This window comes from Nitratireductor sp. (assembly GCF_017794765.1).
Taxonomy (GTDB): Bacteria; Pseudomonadota; Alphaproteobacteria; order Rhizobiales; family Rhizobiaceae; genus Nitratireductor.
Genome location: NZ_CP051236.1, coordinates 2,736,508 through 2,752,646, shown reverse-complemented (window position 1 = coordinate 2,752,646; position 16,139 = coordinate 2,736,508). Strand labels below are relative to the sequence as shown.

15 protein-coding genes are annotated in these 16,139 nt (G+C 59.3%); 7 read left to right on the top strand and 8 right to left on the bottom strand.

The genetic code is table 11. The annotated features are described in order from the left end of the window. Nucleotides 1-6: 6 nt before the first annotated feature. Nucleotides 7-609: an ABC-type transport auxiliary lipoprotein family protein gene (locus tag HF949_RS13090; RefSeq protein WP_292895903.1), complete on the top strand. Its 603-nt coding sequence runs from the start codon at nucleotides 7-9 to the stop codon at nucleotides 607-609. 19 nt (nucleotides 610-628) lie between these two features. Here the strand turns inward: HF949_RS13090 and HF949_RS13085 are convergent, their stop codons facing one another. Further along, a complete protein-coding gene (locus tag HF949_RS13085; protein WP_292895901.1) occupies nucleotides 629-1,669 on the bottom strand; it encodes a zinc-dependent alcohol dehydrogenase family protein in 1,041 nt (346 codons plus the stop codon). A gap of 211 nt (nucleotides 1,670-1,880) precedes the next feature. Next, nucleotides 1,881-6,686, bottom strand: a complete 4,806-nt coding sequence (locus tag HF949_RS13080; protein WP_292895899.1) for a hypothetical protein — start codon at nucleotides 6,684-6,686, stop codon at nucleotides 1,881-1,883. A 269-nt stretch (nucleotides 6,687-6,955) separates the two neighbouring features. Between HF949_RS13080 and HF949_RS13075 the strand changes: the two genes are divergently transcribed. Together HF949_RS13075 and HF949_RS13070 are read left to right on the top strand one after the other, a co-directional pair. Then, nucleotides 6,956-7,309, top strand: coding sequence for an Hpt domain-containing protein (locus tag HF949_RS13075; RefSeq protein ID WP_292895897.1), 354 nt, complete (start codon nucleotides 6,956-6,958; stop codon nucleotides 7,307-7,309). A 149-nt stretch (nucleotides 7,310-7,458) separates the two neighbouring features. Further along, nucleotides 7,459-7,779 (top strand): 2Fe-2S iron-sulfur cluster-binding protein, encoded by a 321-nt coding sequence (locus HF949_RS13070; RefSeq protein ID WP_292895895.1) that lies wholly within the window; start codon nucleotides 7,459-7,461, stop codon nucleotides 7,777-7,779. A gap of 40 nt (nucleotides 7,780-7,819) precedes the next feature. Here HF949_RS13070 and HF949_RS13065 read toward each other — a convergent pair whose 3' ends face one another. Then, nucleotides 7,820-8,434, bottom strand: coding sequence for a DUF922 domain-containing Zn-dependent protease (locus tag HF949_RS13065; RefSeq protein ID WP_292895893.1), 615 nt, complete (start codon nucleotides 8,432-8,434; stop codon nucleotides 7,820-7,822). 152 nt (nucleotides 8,435-8,586) lie between these two features. Here HF949_RS13065 and folP point away from each other — a divergent pair, with 152 nt between their 5' ends. From folP to folK, 3 genes are read left to right on the top strand one after another with little or no spacing between them, the layout of a single operon-like run. Continuing rightward, a complete protein-coding gene (gene folP, locus HF949_RS13060; RefSeq protein WP_292895891.1) occupies nucleotides 8,587-9,423 on the top strand; it encodes a dihydropteroate synthase in 837 nt (278 codons plus the stop codon). Between the two features lie 15 nt (nucleotides 9,424-9,438). Next, the gene (folB, locus tag HF949_RS13055) at nucleotides 9,439-9,798 is read left to right on the top strand and encodes a dihydroneopterin aldolase (protein WP_229449254.1); all 360 of its coding nucleotides are present in this window, start codon (nucleotides 9,439-9,441) and stop codon (nucleotides 9,796-9,798) included. A 1-nt stretch (nucleotide 9,799) separates the two neighbouring features. Next, entirely contained in the window at nucleotides 9,800-10,309 is a 510-nt protein-coding gene (gene folK, locus HF949_RS13050) for a 2-amino-4-hydroxy-6-hydroxymethyldihydropteridine diphosphokinase (protein ID WP_292895889.1), read from the top strand. 63 nt (nucleotides 10,310-10,372) lie between these two features. On the opposite strand, the gene HF949_RS13045 is transcribed toward folK, so the two are convergent. The 4 genes from HF949_RS13045 to HF949_RS13030 form a co-directional block, all read right to left on the bottom strand. Then, nucleotides 10,373-10,918: a hypothetical protein gene (locus HF949_RS13045; protein ID WP_441338374.1), complete on the bottom strand. Its 546-nt coding sequence runs from the start codon at nucleotides 10,916-10,918 to the stop codon at nucleotides 10,373-10,375. Between the two features lie 200 nt (nucleotides 10,919-11,118). Then, nucleotides 11,119-12,177, bottom strand: a complete 1,059-nt coding sequence (locus HF949_RS13040) for a YcjF family protein (protein WP_292895887.1) — start codon at nucleotides 12,175-12,177, stop codon at nucleotides 11,119-11,121. Beyond that, nucleotides 12,174-13,655: a YcjX family protein gene (locus HF949_RS13035; RefSeq protein ID WP_292895885.1), complete on the bottom strand. Its 1,482-nt coding sequence runs from the start codon at nucleotides 13,653-13,655 to the stop codon at nucleotides 12,174-12,176. The genes HF949_RS13040 and HF949_RS13035 overlap by 4 nt, the downstream gene beginning before the upstream one ends. A 70-nt stretch (nucleotides 13,656-13,725) precedes the next feature. After that, a complete protein-coding gene (locus HF949_RS13030) occupies nucleotides 13,726-14,232 on the bottom strand; it encodes a SixA phosphatase family protein (protein WP_292895883.1) in 507 nt (168 codons plus the stop codon). 265 nt (nucleotides 14,233-14,497) lie between these two features. On the opposite strand from HF949_RS13030, the gene dksA reads away from it, so the two are divergent. Further along, a complete protein-coding gene (gene dksA, locus HF949_RS13025; protein ID WP_223020818.1) occupies nucleotides 14,498-14,914 on the top strand; it encodes an RNA polymerase-binding protein DksA in 417 nt (138 codons plus the stop codon). A gap of 123 nt (nucleotides 14,915-15,037) precedes the next feature. On the opposite strand, the gene HF949_RS13020 is transcribed toward dksA, so the two are convergent. Beyond that, nucleotides 15,038-15,901 (bottom strand): flagellar biosynthetic protein FliO, encoded by an 864-nt coding sequence (locus tag HF949_RS13020; RefSeq protein ID WP_292895880.1) that lies wholly within the window; start codon nucleotides 15,899-15,901, stop codon nucleotides 15,038-15,040. Nucleotides 15,902-16,139: the final 238 nt, after the last annotated feature.

Here is a 16,139-nt window from a genome sequence, read left to right as displayed (position 1 = left end):
CGGTTGTTGAGGACGAGGGCGAGGATTATTGCGCTGCTGGCGCTGGGGGGCGTTCTGTCCGGCTGTGCTGCCTTGCCAGGTGGCGGGCCTGCGCCTGTCGATGCGTTTGACCTCACCACACCCTCGGTGTCGCAGGATGGGCGTCGCGTCAGCCGGAAGCAAATCCTGGTTACTGAGCCCACCGCCATAAAGATGCTGGATGGGCAGGATATTGTCGTTAAAACGTCAAGCGGCGCCATCCAGTATCTTGGCGGTGTGCGGTGGGCAGATCGCCTGCCGAGGATTGTCCAGACGCGTATGGCCGATCTCTATCAGCGCTCGGGCCGCTTTGGAGGTGTCGGTATGCCAGGCGAGGGTCTGGCTATCGATTACCAGATTCTGGCAGACCTGCGCGCCTTCAATGTTCGTGTCGACGGGCAGGATCGCGCTGAAGTCGAGATCTTCGTTCGCATTCTGAATGATCGAAACGGGGTGGTGCGGGCTTCCCGCATATTCAGCGCGTCGGTGCCCGTGAGCGGAAACGGCGGGCAAGCGTTCGCCTCGGCGCTCGACCGTGCCTTCGGCACGGCCATGGCCGGGCTGGTGGACTGGACTGTCTCCAATATCTGAGGCCGAAGGCCTGCTTGGCTCAAAAGCGGCTGATCACGGTGGCTCCGACAGATTGGAAGCGGTTCATTTCCATCAGGGCGTGGATTGATTCTTCAAGGCTGATCTCTCGTCCCACAAGCTGATCTGGAGCGAGTTTACCCGATTGCACCATGGCCAGCATCGCGTCGTATCGATGTGCCTGCATGCCGTGACTGCCAAGCAGTTCCAGTTCATGCGCGATGATTCTGGCCATTGGCACTTGCGGAGTGCTGTGTTCGGCCAGCATCAATCCCACCTGAACATGCCTGCCACGTCGACGCAGGCAAACTATGGAGTTGAAGCAGGTCTCGGGGTGACCCAACGCATCGATTGAGAGATGCGCGCCACCATTTGTCAGGTCGAAGATCGCTTCAGCGACACTGGGCACCTTGGTGGCGTTGATGGCCTTTGTGGCGCCAAGTCGACATGCAAGTTCAAGCTTGTCGTCGGCGATGTCTACAGCTACCACATTTGCTCCCAGTGCGTCGGCTATCATGATAGCGGAAAGTCCGACGCCTCCGCAGCCGTGGACTGACACCCATTGACCGGCAGAAACCCTGCCTTGATCCACCACCGCCCGAAACGACGTTGCGAAACGGCAGCCAAGGCTGGCCGCGGTCACGAAATCCATGGTTTCAGGCAGTGCGACGAGGTTGAGGTCGGCCTGATCGATGGCGACGAATTCTGCAAACGAGCCCCAGTGGGTAAAGCCCGGTTGGAACTGATTGTGGCAGACCTGCTGGTGGCCAGCGTGGCACTCGGGGCAGGTGCCGCATCCCCCGACGAAGGGAACGGTGACCCGATCGCCGATCTTCCAACGCTGAACATCCTTGCCGATGGCTTCCACTGTGCCAGCCAATTCATGACCGGGGACATGCGGTAGCTGGATATCCGGGTCATGCCCCATCCAGCCATGCCAGTCGCTGCGGCAAACCCCAGTGGCCTGGACCTTGATCACCACGCCGTGGTTGACCGGCGTCGGGTCGGGCAGGGTAGCGATCCGCGGCGTTTGCGCAAAACTTTCGAAAAGAACGGCTTTCATACGGATCTCACAATGGCTGAAATCTTGAGGTCAGGGTTACCAGAGCTGCCGATGATGTGTCAGGGGCAAAGGGATTGTCTTGTTCCTGCAGAAATTGTGCGTTGGCGCAACCGATGTCTGACTGCAGGAGACGCGGATCCGAATCCTGCTATCGCAAAAGAAAACGGGCCCTCATGGGGCCCGTTCGCTCATTTGGATTCTAAACCGACTTCTAGCGGAGGCGACCGCTGGCATGAGCCAGCATTGTGTAGACCTTGCCGGTGTCGGAGGTCAGATAGGTCTGGGTCATCATATTGTCGCGATCGGATCGGGAGACATCCCGCAACAGTTTCTCGAAATCGCGGCAGTACAGATCGACTGCAGCATGAAATTCGGGATCGGAACGATACTTGTTCTGAATCTCATCGAACGTCTGTTGTCCCTTGAGCGTATAGAGACGCCGCGTAAAGACGTTCCGCTCGCCGCGACGATAGCGGTCCCAAAGATCGATCGACGCTTCATGATCGATGGCCCGGGCGATATCTACGGAGAGCGAGTTCAGCGATTCCACAACATGCAGGGCTGACCGGTCTTCTTTCTGAACGGACGAGGCCGGGCGTTCGCGCTCGTCGCGACCTTCGTCGTTTGAAGCGCTGCGCAGGAGGTCGCGAATCCAGCCGCCGCCTGCTGCTGGCTGGCTGGCTGGCTGCGGCGCACGCGCGGTCTCCGTGGGGCGCGGCGCCGGAGCGGTGGTCTGCCGCGGTCTCTCGATGACGGGCTGCGCAGCTCCAGCCGGTGCCTGCGGAGCAGGCGAAGGCGACGGCTGGCGCAGTGGAGGCGTGTCTGCCGGCAGGCGATTTTCGCCCGCTCGATCCCGTCCATGCATCCGACCGGACTTGGATACGATATCAGAAAGCTCCTTCAGCGCGTTCACCTGCTCCGTGATCGCGTTGCGCATAGCCGAAGTGGATTGCTTGGCTTCTGCCGGCAATTCGGCAATGCCGCGCTTCACGTCACTGCGCGTCTGCTCGAGTTCGTTGCGGATCTCGGCAGCCGTGCGCCGGATTTCTTCTGTTGCTCCGCTAAAGCGGCTTGTGGCAGCTTCGACGACCTCGGCAATCGACTGACGGATGCCTTCGACGGACTGCTGCGTGCGCCCCTCGGCTGTGGTGAGCGTGCGGGCAACAAAATCCTCGAACGCGTTCATGGTGCGCTCGATGTGCTCGGATTTTTCCGCAAGGCCGGAGGCGAGGGCTTCCAGCGCTTTCTGGCGATCCTCAAGATTGCCGCTCAAGCCCGATTGCGCGCGCTCCAGAAGCTCCGATGCTGTCTCCAGCACCTTGCTGTGATCTTCGAAGCGGCTTGCTATGGCCGAGATTTCGCGAAGTGTCCTGTCCGAGAAGTCGGCCAGACGACCGGAATTTGCATTGATGAGGCTCGCCGAATTGGAGAAGGTCTCGGCAGCCTTTTCCGCATTCTCAGCAAAGCTGGTCGCAGTGGTGCTGAGGCGTTCGTCTACCTCAGAGAGATTCTTCGACGCCGTGGAAATCAACGCACCCAAACGCTGGCCAGAAACGCCGAGTTTCTGAAGAAGCTCGTCGATATGTCCGGTCAGGTTCGTCTGTACATTTTCGAAAGCCGACAGAGCTTCGTTCGTCCGGTTGGTCAGCGCATTGAGGAGAGCAGCGTTCTCGGACTGCAGACGCTGCGTCGTTTCCGTCGTGATCGCCTGAATGCTGTCACGCAGCTCGCCGCCGCTGGCAGCGAAACGTTCCACAAGCGGCTTCGCCGTCTCATCCAGGATACGGGACATTTCGGCGGTGCGACCCGCCAGGATGGCGTTGAGCTCGCGGGTGCGTTCTTCCAGGCTCGATACGGTTTCGTTCGTACGTTTGCCGATATGCTCGTCGACCGATGCAAAGGTCTGAGCGATCGTGTCGGCAGTGGAAACGAGGCGGGCCTGCGTGGTGGAGAGCTGCTGGTTGACGTGTTGCGCAACCGATTCGGCGCTTTCGCGCAGACGCGTATCGGCTTCGTTGATGCCTCCGGAAATCGCGCTGGCGATCATGCTTGCACTGTTCGACAGGCGTTCCTGAAGTTGCGAAAGCGATTCGCTCATGGCACTGGCACGTGCGTCGAGCTCGGCCGATGTCTGGTGGGTGCGGGCGATGACGCGCTGGTCGAAACTCTCGAAGGTCTTCGAGAGATCTTCGGTGCGCGCCGTGAGCTGCTCGGTGGTCTGGTCGACCCGGTTCAGAAGCTTGCGATCCGCTGCATCAAAGGTGTCTGTGATTGTCTTGGTATGCTGCGACAACGTCTCCGCGGTCGTCTCAAGGCGTGCCGCGATCCGGCCGTCGACCTCTGCGAAGGTTTGCGCGAAGACGCCGGCACGTTCGGTAAAGCGAGCCGAGGCATCGTCAAATGTCCGGTCGATGTCCTCAATGCGTGCGCCGAGGGTTGACGCGGTCTGCTCGGCGCGCGCGGCAATACGCTTGTCTGCATCTTCGAACACCTTGGCTGCTTCCTCGTTCAGTGTCGAGGTTGCCTCTATGACCTTGTCGCGCAGGGCGCCTGCAACGACAACGGCGCTGTTCTCCAGGGTGCTGCGGACATTTTCCACGCCAATGGAAAGCGCTTTTTCCATTGTCTGGGTGCGCTCTTCGATGATCCCGGTCTGCTTGGTGAAGATCTCGTTGACGCGGATCGCTTCGTCTTCGATCACGGCGTTGAGCGCGGTGCGGTGTTCATCGATCCTGGCAATGTTGGCGTCGAGCGCTTCACCAAAACTATCGCGTGTCTTGGCTAGCTGCTGCACCTGCTCGCCGATCCCGGCTTCGAAGGTGGCGCGTGCCAGATCGAGTTTCTCCATATCCGTGCTGAATGCGCCGGAGAGCCGCTGGTGTGTCTCCTCGAAAGCCTGGATTTGACGCTGCGCGGCCTCGCTCATGCGCGACTGGGTTGCGTCGATACGCTCAATGCCTTCGTCGAACTGGGCAGCCATCTGCGACCAGTTCTGGTCGAGACGTTTGCCAAACTCACCTGCGGTGTTTTCCAGCATGATGCTGGTCGAGGCCACAAGGTCGGACAGCTCGCTGCTGAGGGCGGTTTTGCCTGCCTCGACAGCCGCCGAGACCTCGTCCTTGCCCTGGGCGAAGGTGTTCGCGATCTCCCGGGTTCGTTCGACCAGGGTCTCGTTGATGCTACGCGCCCGAGCTTCGAGAGCGGAGTTCAGCTTCTGAGTACCCGCGTCCAGCGCCTCGGCGCGCGTGGTGAACTCGGCGATAAGAGCCCGGCCACGCTCGGTGACGGCGTTTTCCAACTGTCCGAGACGGGTGTCGAACTCACTCGTCAGAGATTCGGTTGCCTCGCCGAGCGAAGACATCAGAGCGGAACTGCGGGTCTCGAACAGCGAACTGAGCGAGCGTGTCGTCTGGTCCGTGCGCTCGGCGAGGGTCGCCATGCGCTCATCGAACAGATTGCCGAGTGTCTGCGCGGCTTCCTGCGTTTCCTTCGTGAGTGTGCCGAGACGCGAATCGAGAACCTTTGTCAGGGTCTGTTCGGCATCCTGCGTGTTCTGGCTGAAGGTGGAGATGCGCGAGTCGAGAACGCTGCCAAGCTTGGTGGCTGCTTCTTCGGCGCCATCGGCAAGCGCGGAGACGCGTGAATCGAGCAGGCCACCAATCTTCTCGGTGGCTTCGTCCGTCCTCTGCGCGAGGGTGGCCATCCGTGTGTCGAACAAGGTGGCGAGGTTATGGGTCGCATCTTCCGTGCCCTTGGTCAGGGAGGCGATGCGGGTATCGAGAAGGCTTGCCACGGCATCGCCCGACGTCGTGATCCGCTCCGAAAGGCTTTGGATCCGATCGTCAATGCCCTTGTGGAGGTTTCCACCCGTGCCCTCGAGCTGCTTCAGAAGGGCCTCGCTCGATGCGTTCACCGAGGCTGCAAGTTGTCGGGATGCATCGGCAATGGTCGCGCGGATGCGCTCGCCGGCCGTATCCAGTTCATCTTTCAGAATCTCGTGTGCGCCGGCAATGGACGCACGAACGCGTTCTGCGTGGCCTACAATGCCTTCGCGCTCAGATCCGAGGCCATCCACCAGATGGCGGATGCGCGTTTCGTTTTCCGAATAGGCGCGCTCAAGTTCACTTACCTCGGTGTGTACCAGTGTTTCGAGTTCCACGGCGCGCGAGAGGGTGCGATCCATGCCGTCACCCATCGCCTGCACTTCGCGACGAACCGCCTGGCCAACGGTCATAATGCGTTCGTGGGCAAGGTTTTCTGGTTCGGCAAGGCGGAAGGCTGCCTCAGCCATTGATTGCGCGGCCAGCCTCATCTCCTGAGCGCGGCGCACCATGACGGCAAAGCCCCAGAACAGGATGACCGGTACGACAATGCCTACGAGCAGCGCGATTGCATGCGGTGCCGCCAAAAGGGCATCGGTAGAGCGGATTTGCCAAAGATCGGGGCCATAGAGCATCTGGCCGAGGAGAAGGCCGCCGCCAATCCAGAGGGCCGAAAGGATGGCGACGAGCCAATAGGCAGTGTTCGGGGCGCGACGGTCGAACTTGCGCATGACTGCACTGAAGTCGCCGGCCCGGTCGTCGTTGGCGGGTGCAAATGGCTGGGCAGCAGTGTGCTCGGGCTCGGGATCGACCGGTGTGAGGTTCTTCCGGTTGGCAGGGGTTTCCTGGGATTTCTCGGGCCTGGCGACGGTGCTGCTGGCTTTCTCAGGCGCAGCGGCGGTCGAAACCGGAGTGCTCGCCTTTGCGCCCGGGGCATTTTTAGCCGTTTCCTTGGAGGATGGCGCGGTGTCTTTCTTCTCGCTCACGGCGACTTTCTCGTCTCCGTTCTGATCGCGATTTTCGCGCGCGAGTTCCTCGGCCGCTGCAGAAATCTGCGCTTCCAGGTCCTCCATGGAGGCGGCGATGTCCAGGTCGCCATTCTCCAAGCCGTCTGCAAGCTCCAGGTCGAGGGCATCCTCGAGTTCCTTCGCAAAATCGCGCTTGGGTTGATTCTTCTTTGCTACTGTACGCGCCATACCGCCAAACCTCAGCTACTCTCTGCCGGAGCCTCATACGCAAACCAGAGGAACCTCGTACTCCGACACTATGCCCAAAATGAGCCAAGCGTATCGTAATGGGACAAGGCTCCGTTGAAAACACGCAATCGGTCGGATGTGTAAAAGTTTAAACATAAGGTTAACGACGTTTATGGTGAAACAGTCGCTTTGCACTGAAGCCGTTAACCCGTTGTCCATCCGGCATTAATAGGGTGTGAAAGGTGACGTAGAGGAAGTCGGGGATCAGGGTGCAGATCATTTCAGGTGGGCTTTTTGACGAGGGGCATTCAGCAAGGGGCGCGATACCGTTCGATCTGAAGCATCTGGCACGTCAAACCATGGGCGATGAAGTGTTGGCGCTGGAAATCCTTGGTATGTTTCGGCGACAGATCGAGGGAATGAGCGAGCGCATGCGTGGATGTGACCTTCAATCGAGACGCGAGATGGCACATGCGCTTGTCGGTTCTGCGCGAGGAGTTGGAGCAGGGGCGATTGCTGCCTGCGCTGCGGCGATCGAAAAGAATCCGGCAAATGATGAAGGCATAACGCAATTGGCGAAATTAATCTGCGAAGCCAATGAATTCATTTCGAGATTGCGATAATCTTTCACCGCAGGCGCAGCCATGGATTGCCTTTGCGGTCCAAAAAACATAAGTGAAACGCGAAACTTGGGCGTAGTGGCCTATGTGCTGTTGCCTCCAGTGCCTCGCCCCGCAATTTGCGACAATCCCACCAACTGCTGAGTGCCCGCATGCCGAAGATTACCTATATCGTCCCCGATGGCACGCGCTTCGATGTCGATGCCGACAACGGATCCACGGTCATGGAAAACGCAATTCGCAACGCCGTGCCCGGCATCGAAGCGGAGTGTGGCGGGGCCTGCGCCTGTGCGACTTGCCACGTCTATGTGGGTGAAGAGTGGTCTGACACGGTCGGACAGCCTGAAGCCATGGAAGAGGACATGCTGGACTTTGCCTACGAGGTTCAGCCGACGTCACGTTTGTCCTGTCAGATCATTGTGCGCGACGAACTGGACGGTCTCGTTGTTCGCATTCCCGAGCGACAAGCCTGACTTGTTGGCTTTCGCAAGCCAAGGGGCGTATCGAAGCGCTTTACCCGGGGTTTCGCCCTTTTTCGAGCTGCTCCAGCCGGTAGTTTAGCAGGCGCATCAATCGCCATTCGAAATTGCCGCTTTCGATCCGGTCGAATCGCGCTTGTGCTGCATCGTGTTCCTCGAGCTTCTTCTGTGTCACGCGTTCGGCGCGCGCCTGGAGCGTTTCACACGAGGCGTGCGGGGCAAGATCTCCGATTTCGCGTTCTATGCTGCGTGCGTAGCGTTTGGCGATCCCCAGATGGCTCTCTTCATGGCGTTTGATGTCTTTGGAGAGTGTGTCCCAGACGAGAGCGGTTTCCGGGCCAGCGGTCTTGCGGTTGCGCCAGCGCGGAAGGAAAACGCGCGCATCGACTGTGACTTTCACGTCGGCGATGCGGCAACGGCGCTTGTGTTCCTTGTACGTAATCCTGGTCTTGAACTCCATACGCGTGGCGCCGGGGTGACGTTGCCCGGTGCTTTGCACATGGGGCCCCCGTGAACGGAGCTGTTGCTCTATCTCGCTCAGCGTTTTCCCGCCGATCGAGAAGTAACTATAGGTGCGGGAAATGTCGGCGCTTTCGGCGGGCCATGCAACAAAGGCCAGCAGGGCGAATGTCAGCGTGATGCGTTTCATATTGTCTCCCAAAAACACCCTGCGACTTCGGCCGCACGATGACAAGCCTGGCCTGAGCGGTTTCCGACTCGCTCCGTCAAACACATTGCGGTTGATTTTGGCGGCAATGAGCCGCAAAAACGCCTGATTGTGATCCGGAGGCTGAAAGCCCTATGACTTTTCCTGTCTGGAGACTTGCGCATGGGCGCGAACTTGTTCTCGGACCAGATGCCATCATCATGGGCATTTTGAACGTTACACCGGACAGTTTTTCCGATGGTGGCGCTTTTGTGAGTCTGGAGGCTGCTCTCCGTCAGGCCGAGCGATTAATCGGAGACGGGGCACATATCGTCGATATTGGCGGTGAATCGACGCGTCCAGGCGGTGCCCCTGTGTCCGCAAGCGAAGAGCAGGACCGGATCTTGCCGGTGTTCGAAGCGCTCGCCGGCCGCGATGACATTTTACTCTCTGTAGACACCTATCGGGCCGAGACAGCCCGGCTTGCGGTCGCGGCGGGAGCGCATATCGTCAATGATGTCTGGGGGCTCCAGCGTGAGCCGGGTATTGCGGCTGTTGCTGCGAAAAGCGGGGCAGGGCTTGCCATCATGCACACGGGCCGCGAGCGTGAGAAGCTGCCTGATGTAATTGCAGACCAGTTCTCGTTCCTGCGGCTCTCTCTGGAGATTGCTCGTCAGGCAGGTGTCAGAGACGAACAGATCATACTGGATCCGGGATTTGGCTTTGCCAAGGATACGGCGGAGAATGTCGAGATCATGGCCCGTTTCGAAGAACTGGCAGGGCTTGCCTTTCCTCTCCTTGTCGGTACATCGCGGAAGCGCTTTGTCGGGGCTGTCACAGGCCGGGAGAGTGCCGAAGCGCGGGATGTGGGAACAGCCGCGACCAGTGCGCTGCTGAGAATGAAGGGCGCGGCCGTTTTTCGCGTGCACAATGTCGCAATCAACAGGGATTCCCTGAGAATTGCGGATGCTATGCTTGCAGCTCAGAGATAGGCCGGTGAGGCGATGATGTATGTAATCCGGATGAAGAACTGCGCTTTCTTCGCGCGACATGGCGTGCATGACGAAGAGGAGCGCCTGGGGCAGCGTTTTTATGTGGACGCGGAGCTGACCGTAGAGCCCGGGAGGGCACTTAGCGACGATTCCCTTGAGGGGACAGTTGATTACGGCGCCGCCTTCAAGGTCATTGAAGAGATCATTTCCGGCAAACGCCGCTTTCTGATCGAGGCGTTGGCACTCGAGGTAGCGAAGGCCCTTGCTTCCCGTTTCCCGCAGATCGCGCGCTCCGAAATCACGATACGCAAGCCCAACGCACCCGTTCCCGGGGTCTTGGACTATGTCGAGGTTTCCCTGGCCTGGCCCCAATAAGATGCAGGATGTCTATTTGGGGTTGGGTGGCAATGTCGGCGATCCACGTCGCGCGATGCAGATGGTTTTGTCCACGTTGGATGCCAGGGATGATACTGAAGTCCGTTTAGTTTCATCGCTCTACCGAACGCCGCCGTGGGGCAAGCTTGATCAGCCTGATTTTCTCAACGCCGTTGCCTGGGTGCGCACCAGTCTTGCTCCGCACCCGCTCCTTGAACAATGCCTGACGATTGAGCGCGCGCTCAAGCGCGTGCGCCAGGAGCGGTGGGGACCGCGCCCCATCGACGTGGACATACTTTTTTATGGAGACAGGGTCGTGGATGACGCCGGGTTGACAATACCTCATCCGCGCATGGCTGAGCGTGCGTTTGTCCTGGCTCCGCTGGCCGAGATCGCGCCGGCGCTGGAGATCGGCGGACGATCAGTCAGGACACTTCTGGAAACGCTTGATCAGAGCGGCATGGAGCGCATCACACGGGACGGATGGTGGTGGCGCGAGGGCAGCGCATAGAAGGCAGTCGACAAGCGATTCTCACTCTATAGAGGCGAGAACGCCTCTCTATCGTGCAGTCGGTTATTGGCGAGCGATGGCTTCAATGCCACCGGAATCCGTGCGCTTCAGCTTCATTCCGATCACAGGAACCATGTCATCGTTCACCTGCACGGATATCGTGATGTGCATGGTATTTTTGTCGCTGATGCGCGCGCGCATGGCACCGCTCAGTGAGGAGCGGTGAAGCGCGAAGACCACATCGTTCCCAATGACCTTGCCTCCGGTAACATCGAGACCCTTTCCGGCTGCGCCATCAAGGAATGTGCCACGGTAGCCGCCTTTTTCGCGGACAACACTGGCCTTCATTGGTTGCGTGAAAACCCCGACACGGCAAGTTCCGTCCAGCGCCATCCCGATATTTTTCTCGGGGGTGCCGCCGTCGAAATTGCAGACGAATTTCGTTCCCTTGTACTTGCCGGCGACGATTTCGCCCGGGCCAGACCAGCTTCCTTCGACGGACTGGAAAAAACGCCTCTCGCTTTCTGAAGCTTCCGCCGCGCCGGCCAATCCGGACATTGGGGCTGCAGCAGCGGCCAAAAGGGCAAGCTTGAGCGCGAATTTCAGCATGAGCTAAATGACCAGGTCTGGTTGAAACAAAATCTGACGGGAATCCTGCCGCAGATTGGTTAAGGCTTTATCTACCATACCGGGGCGATTCGGTGCAGCCGCTGTGCGCATCAAACCCTGGCGCCCAGACATGATGTTTGCCGGGTGTGTCTTTTGAGACTCACCTGGCTGCCTCGTGTGTGCGGAAGAGTCGTTTCCGCCTACGCGCTGTCTTTGCTCGCATTCTTGGTTGCAGTGAAACTCGTCAGCGCTTTTAGGAAATCTCCCACACCAGGCCGCGGAATGGCGTTGAAGGGCAGCGGCCGGGCTGCATCCATTGCAGCAATGCCGATGCGCGCCGTCATCATGCCATTGACCACGCCTTCGCCGAGTTTTGCAGACAGGCGCGCAGCGAGCCCGTGGCCGACGACCTGCTGCACAAGGGTTTCACCCGCAGCCATGGAGCCGGTGATTGCAAGATGTGCGAGAATGCTGCGCACGAGACGCATGAATCCTAGAAATCCGGGCCGCGCGCCGTAGAGGTCGGCGATGCGTCGCGTCAGCCGCGCGGCCTCGAAAAGCACATAGACGATATCAACAAGTGCACGGGGGGAGACGGCTGTTACCACCGAAACCCGCTTGGCAGCATTCAAAACTTGCGTGCGCGCCAACGCATCGAGGGGGGCAAGGAGTTCCTTCTCGGCAACTGCGAGCAGGTCCGCGCCGTCGATCACATCATCGTTCAGACCGTGGAGAGTCTTGCGTCCGGCCGCCGTCTCGGGTTTTTGCGCAAGAAGACCCACGAGATGTTCCACCGTTTTCCGGGCTTCTCTGGCGTCATTTCGAAGGATCGCATCCGTCGCATCCCGACGCAGGGCTTCGATGGAAGCGAGCCGCATGATGCCGAGCACCTCCCGAACGATGATTGCCACGAAGGCAGCCAAAGCGATCGCGGCCACGCCCAGCGCCAGCCAGCCAAGCCAGTCGGCACGGTTGAAAAGATCTCGGATCAACCGGTCGGTCCAAAGGCCGATCGCCAGCGAAATGAGAATTCCGAATGCTGCGAAGAACACACGCCCGAGGAGGGATCGGCGGCGAGGCGGGACGGGTGGTGGGTCAGTGAATGCCGGGTCCGGGCAGGCAAAGAAATCGTCGCTTTCGGCGACCACCGCTACCGCCTTGCCCGGCTCGATTGACCGGGGTTTCCGTTTGGTCGCCGGCTTTTCGGGATTGGCGGATTTCGGTGGATCGATGCGAAATGAAGCGGGCGCTCTCTTCATGCAAGATGGTCTCCGACGAGAAACTGAAGGGCCCGGTCAAGTCTGATATGCGGTAGTGAAAGGGTAATGCCTTCTGCCGTCCGTTCCAGCCGCGGTGGACGGAACCGCACAAAACGAAGCGATTGTTCTGGAGCGGGGCTGCTGCTGTCTTGATCCGGTTTCGGCTGTTGAAAGATCAGGCCGGGCTTTTCGGGCAGGTCGCCCGGAAAAACAGCCGTTTCCGTTTCGCCGTCGAATGTGTCGCCGGCGATGGTCTCACCCTCGAGAGGTGTTCCGATAATGACAGGCAGTGTTTCCCTGCCTTGTCTCACAGTTCCTTCGCGTGTGGCCCGTACGGCTGCCATTGCGAGGACGTCCACCGTGGCGCCGGAGAAATCGGCCCTGGCAATGGCGCGGTCGGCGAGCCTTCGCACGATCGCCTGCAACCGGTCATGGCTCTCATGATGAATATGATCCGCCTTGGTCGCAGCGACGAGTATCCGGTCAATGCGATGGGAAAACAGCCCGGTCAGAAGATTTCCACGCCCCTGACGAAAGCACGAAAGGATCTCCGTCAGTGCCCGTTCGAGGTCGGTCACCGCCTCAGCTCCGGCGTTCATGGCCTGCATTGCGTCGATCAGAACGATCTGGCGGTCGAGCCGGGCGATGTGCTCGCGGAAGAATGGGCGAACTACATGCGTTTTGTAGGCCTCGTAACGTCGCTCCATCATGGCGTGGAGTGAACCGGACCTGGCCTTTGTGCCAGGCTGGACGTTGAGAGGAGCAAAAGTCAGGGCTGGAGAACCTTCAAGCTCGCCAGGCATCAAAAACCGGCCGGGCGGCAGTGTCGAGAGTGCACGGTGATCGGATTTGCAGGCACGCAGATAGGATGAGAAAGCCTCGAAGAGTCTACGTGCCGTCATTTCATCGGCTGGTTGGTCCGGGTCGCAATCGCGCGTCTGGCCACGCCACTCCTCCGAGAGATCGGCTCGTACAGGCAGGACTGCCATCTCCAGCGCCTCACGGCTGAAAGTCTCGTAATCCTTCAACAGGAGGGGGAGATCGAGAAGCCATTCTCCAGGATAATCAACGATATCGAAGGACAATTTTCCGCGCGACAGCAGTCGATTCCATGCCGATGCGGACTCAAACTCCACGGTCAGGCGGAGTTCGGAGATGGCGCGCGTGGATTCTGGCCAGACGCGGTTTTCAACAAGCGCGGCAATGTGATCTTCATATTGAAAACGAGGTACGGCATCGTCGGGCTGATGTTCGAGATAGGCTTTTGAAATCCGACCCGAGCTTTGTGCTTCGAAGAGGGGCAGGCGACCGCCATGCAGCAGATTGTGCACGAATGCGGTGATGAACACGGTCTTGCCTGCGCGCGAAAGCCCGGTGACCCCAATTCTAAGCGAGGGCGAAACGAGACCGGCAGCGCGACCGGCGAGCGTGTCGAGAGCAATCCGCGCTTCGTCTGTGTATGTGGTCAATGAAGCCAAATGGCGAAATCCTCAAAAATCGCAAGACCTTGCATATAGGAACCCGAAGCCGTGATTGAAGAGCGTTCCCTCAACGATCCGGTTTCAGGAAGGCTTCGAGGCGCCCGCCATTCCGTCGCACCTTGGAAAGCGGGCCCTCGAAGCTGATCACCGCGAGGCCGCAAGTGGGAAAGCCGGAAGCCGTTGCCTGCATGGCCTGTTGATCCCCCGCGGCAGGAAGTTCGAATGCAAGATCCTCCATCATCGGATTGTGCCCTACCACCAACAGTGTGCTGGCCGCCGGAGCTTCGCGCACGGCCTGGAGGTAATCGGCTGCGTCGGAATTGTACAATTCCCGGATCATATTCGTTTTGGGCGGTTGCTCGAAGAGCGTTGAGACGACGGACTCCAGGGTTTCGACGGCACGCCTTGCCGGCGAACACAAAACCAGATCGGGAATCAATCCGCTGGTGCGCATGCGCTGACCGAGTTTTCTGGCGTCAGTCTGTCCCGAATGGGTCAAAGCGCGCTCGAAATCCGACATGCCGGGCGCCGCCCAGCCGGCTTTCGCGTGACGGAGCAGGAGGAGCCGGGACATTAAAGAAATCCGGAAAAAACTGGAGGAAACGTGCCTGATACACTCCAGATCAAGCCGAGAATGGGAAGTTTTTCTGTCATTTCACTCTCCGTAGAACTCCTTCCAGCCTTATCGGGAGTTTATACGCATCGCGCATCTGGAGTAGGAGATATCCACTTTTTCCGCCGCAATTAACAAAAGCGTGAAGCATGCGGCCTTTGTGCTTGTGGTTGTGGGGGCGGGTGAATATATAGGCGCGGGCGTCACAACATCTCAGGGTGACTCGATGAATGAGCTCAGTAATGCCGAATACGTGCCCACCGAGGACGAGCCCTTCATGAATGAGCGCCAACGTTCATATTTCCGTGCGAAATTGTTGCGTTGGAAAAGCGATATTCTGAAAGAAGCGCGTGAGACCCTCGAGGCACTGCAACAGGAAAGTGCAAACCACCCGGACCTCGCAGACCGAGCGTCGTCCGAAACGGATCGTGCAATCGAATTGCGAGCGCGTGACCGTCAGCGCAAGCTGATCTCCAAGATCGATGCCGCCCTGCAGCGGATCGAGGAGGGGACTTACGGGTATTGCGAGGAGACGGGTGAACCAATTTCACTGAAACGTCTCGATGCGCGCCCGATCGCCACGTTGTCGATCGAGGCACAGGAACGTCATGAACGTCGTGAGAAAGTCTATCGCGACGATTGATTTTTGTTACAGGCTTGGACGGAAGTTTGTCTTGTTTGTACGCGCCACCCTCCGGGTTGGCGCTTTTTTCTTGCCTGGAATGCGCTCGAATGGGAGGTGCCCGAAAAGGGCTGTCGCCAATCGTCAGTGCTTTTGCTCCGAAAGCTCTTCGAGCAGCCTGCTCATTTCATCTTCGAGTGTGTGCTCGCTGGCGCTCTCCTGAGGGCTGGAACGCTCCGCGCGTGAAACATCGAGGTCGACAACAGGGGCGTCACTGGTGCGGGGCGCTTGCACCTCGTCCTGTGTTTGCGGGCGTTCACTCAAATGATCGGCTGCTGGCTCGCGCTTTGGGGCGGAGGGCGTTACCGCGGCCAGAGTACCAGCCGACGTTGCAGCAACGGCGGGCCGTGCAGAGATCGATGTGACAGATTCACGGAGAGGCTGCGCCCCCTCTGCCGGGTATCGACGCGGGGCGGGTACTGGGGTTGGGGCCGGAGCGGACGCTGGTGTCGGCCGGCTGGCTATCTGGATCTCACGGTGCGGCGTTGCAGGCCTGCGCTCGGGCTCCGGCGTTTCTTTTTCTCCCGAAGAGGGCGCGGAGGAGGTCGTATCTCCCTCGCTGTCCGGTTCACCGACGATCAAAGGTTCCGGTTCCGCCGGTGACGGTCGCTCTTCGCGGGTATGGACACTGGGCTCAGATTGAGCAGAAGGCGTTCCTCCGATATTGGCTTCAATCACCAGATCGGTCGGTCCGCCTATGAGAATAAGATGTTCGACCTCGTCGCGGCGCACCAGGACAAGGCGCCTGTTATTGTCCACAGGAGTGGCGTCCGTTACTGCCAGACGTGGCTGCCTGCCCCGTGTACCAGAAATGAAGGTTCCGGCAGTAAAACGACGATTGACCCGTACAAAAACGAGAAGAACAATCGCGACGGCAACGAGAATGATCGTCCAGAAGGCCGCGGTTGCGTAAGCCTCTCCAAATATTCCCACAAGCCAATCGCGCATTCGTTCACTCCACTCTCAATTTGATCCGTCAGGTTATGCGTCCCGCAGGTAGGCGGCAACCCATGGGAGAGCTGCCGCTGCACGGTACCATGGTTTTCAGCAGCAAAATTCGCGCAAAGAATGGCGATTTGCGTTTCGATTACACGTGTACGCTTGCAGATGCCGGGAGCCCTGATATATCCCGGTGAGGCCGGGTTCGCGTGGAGCCCGGCGGGAATTGGGCGCGACAAACGGGAAA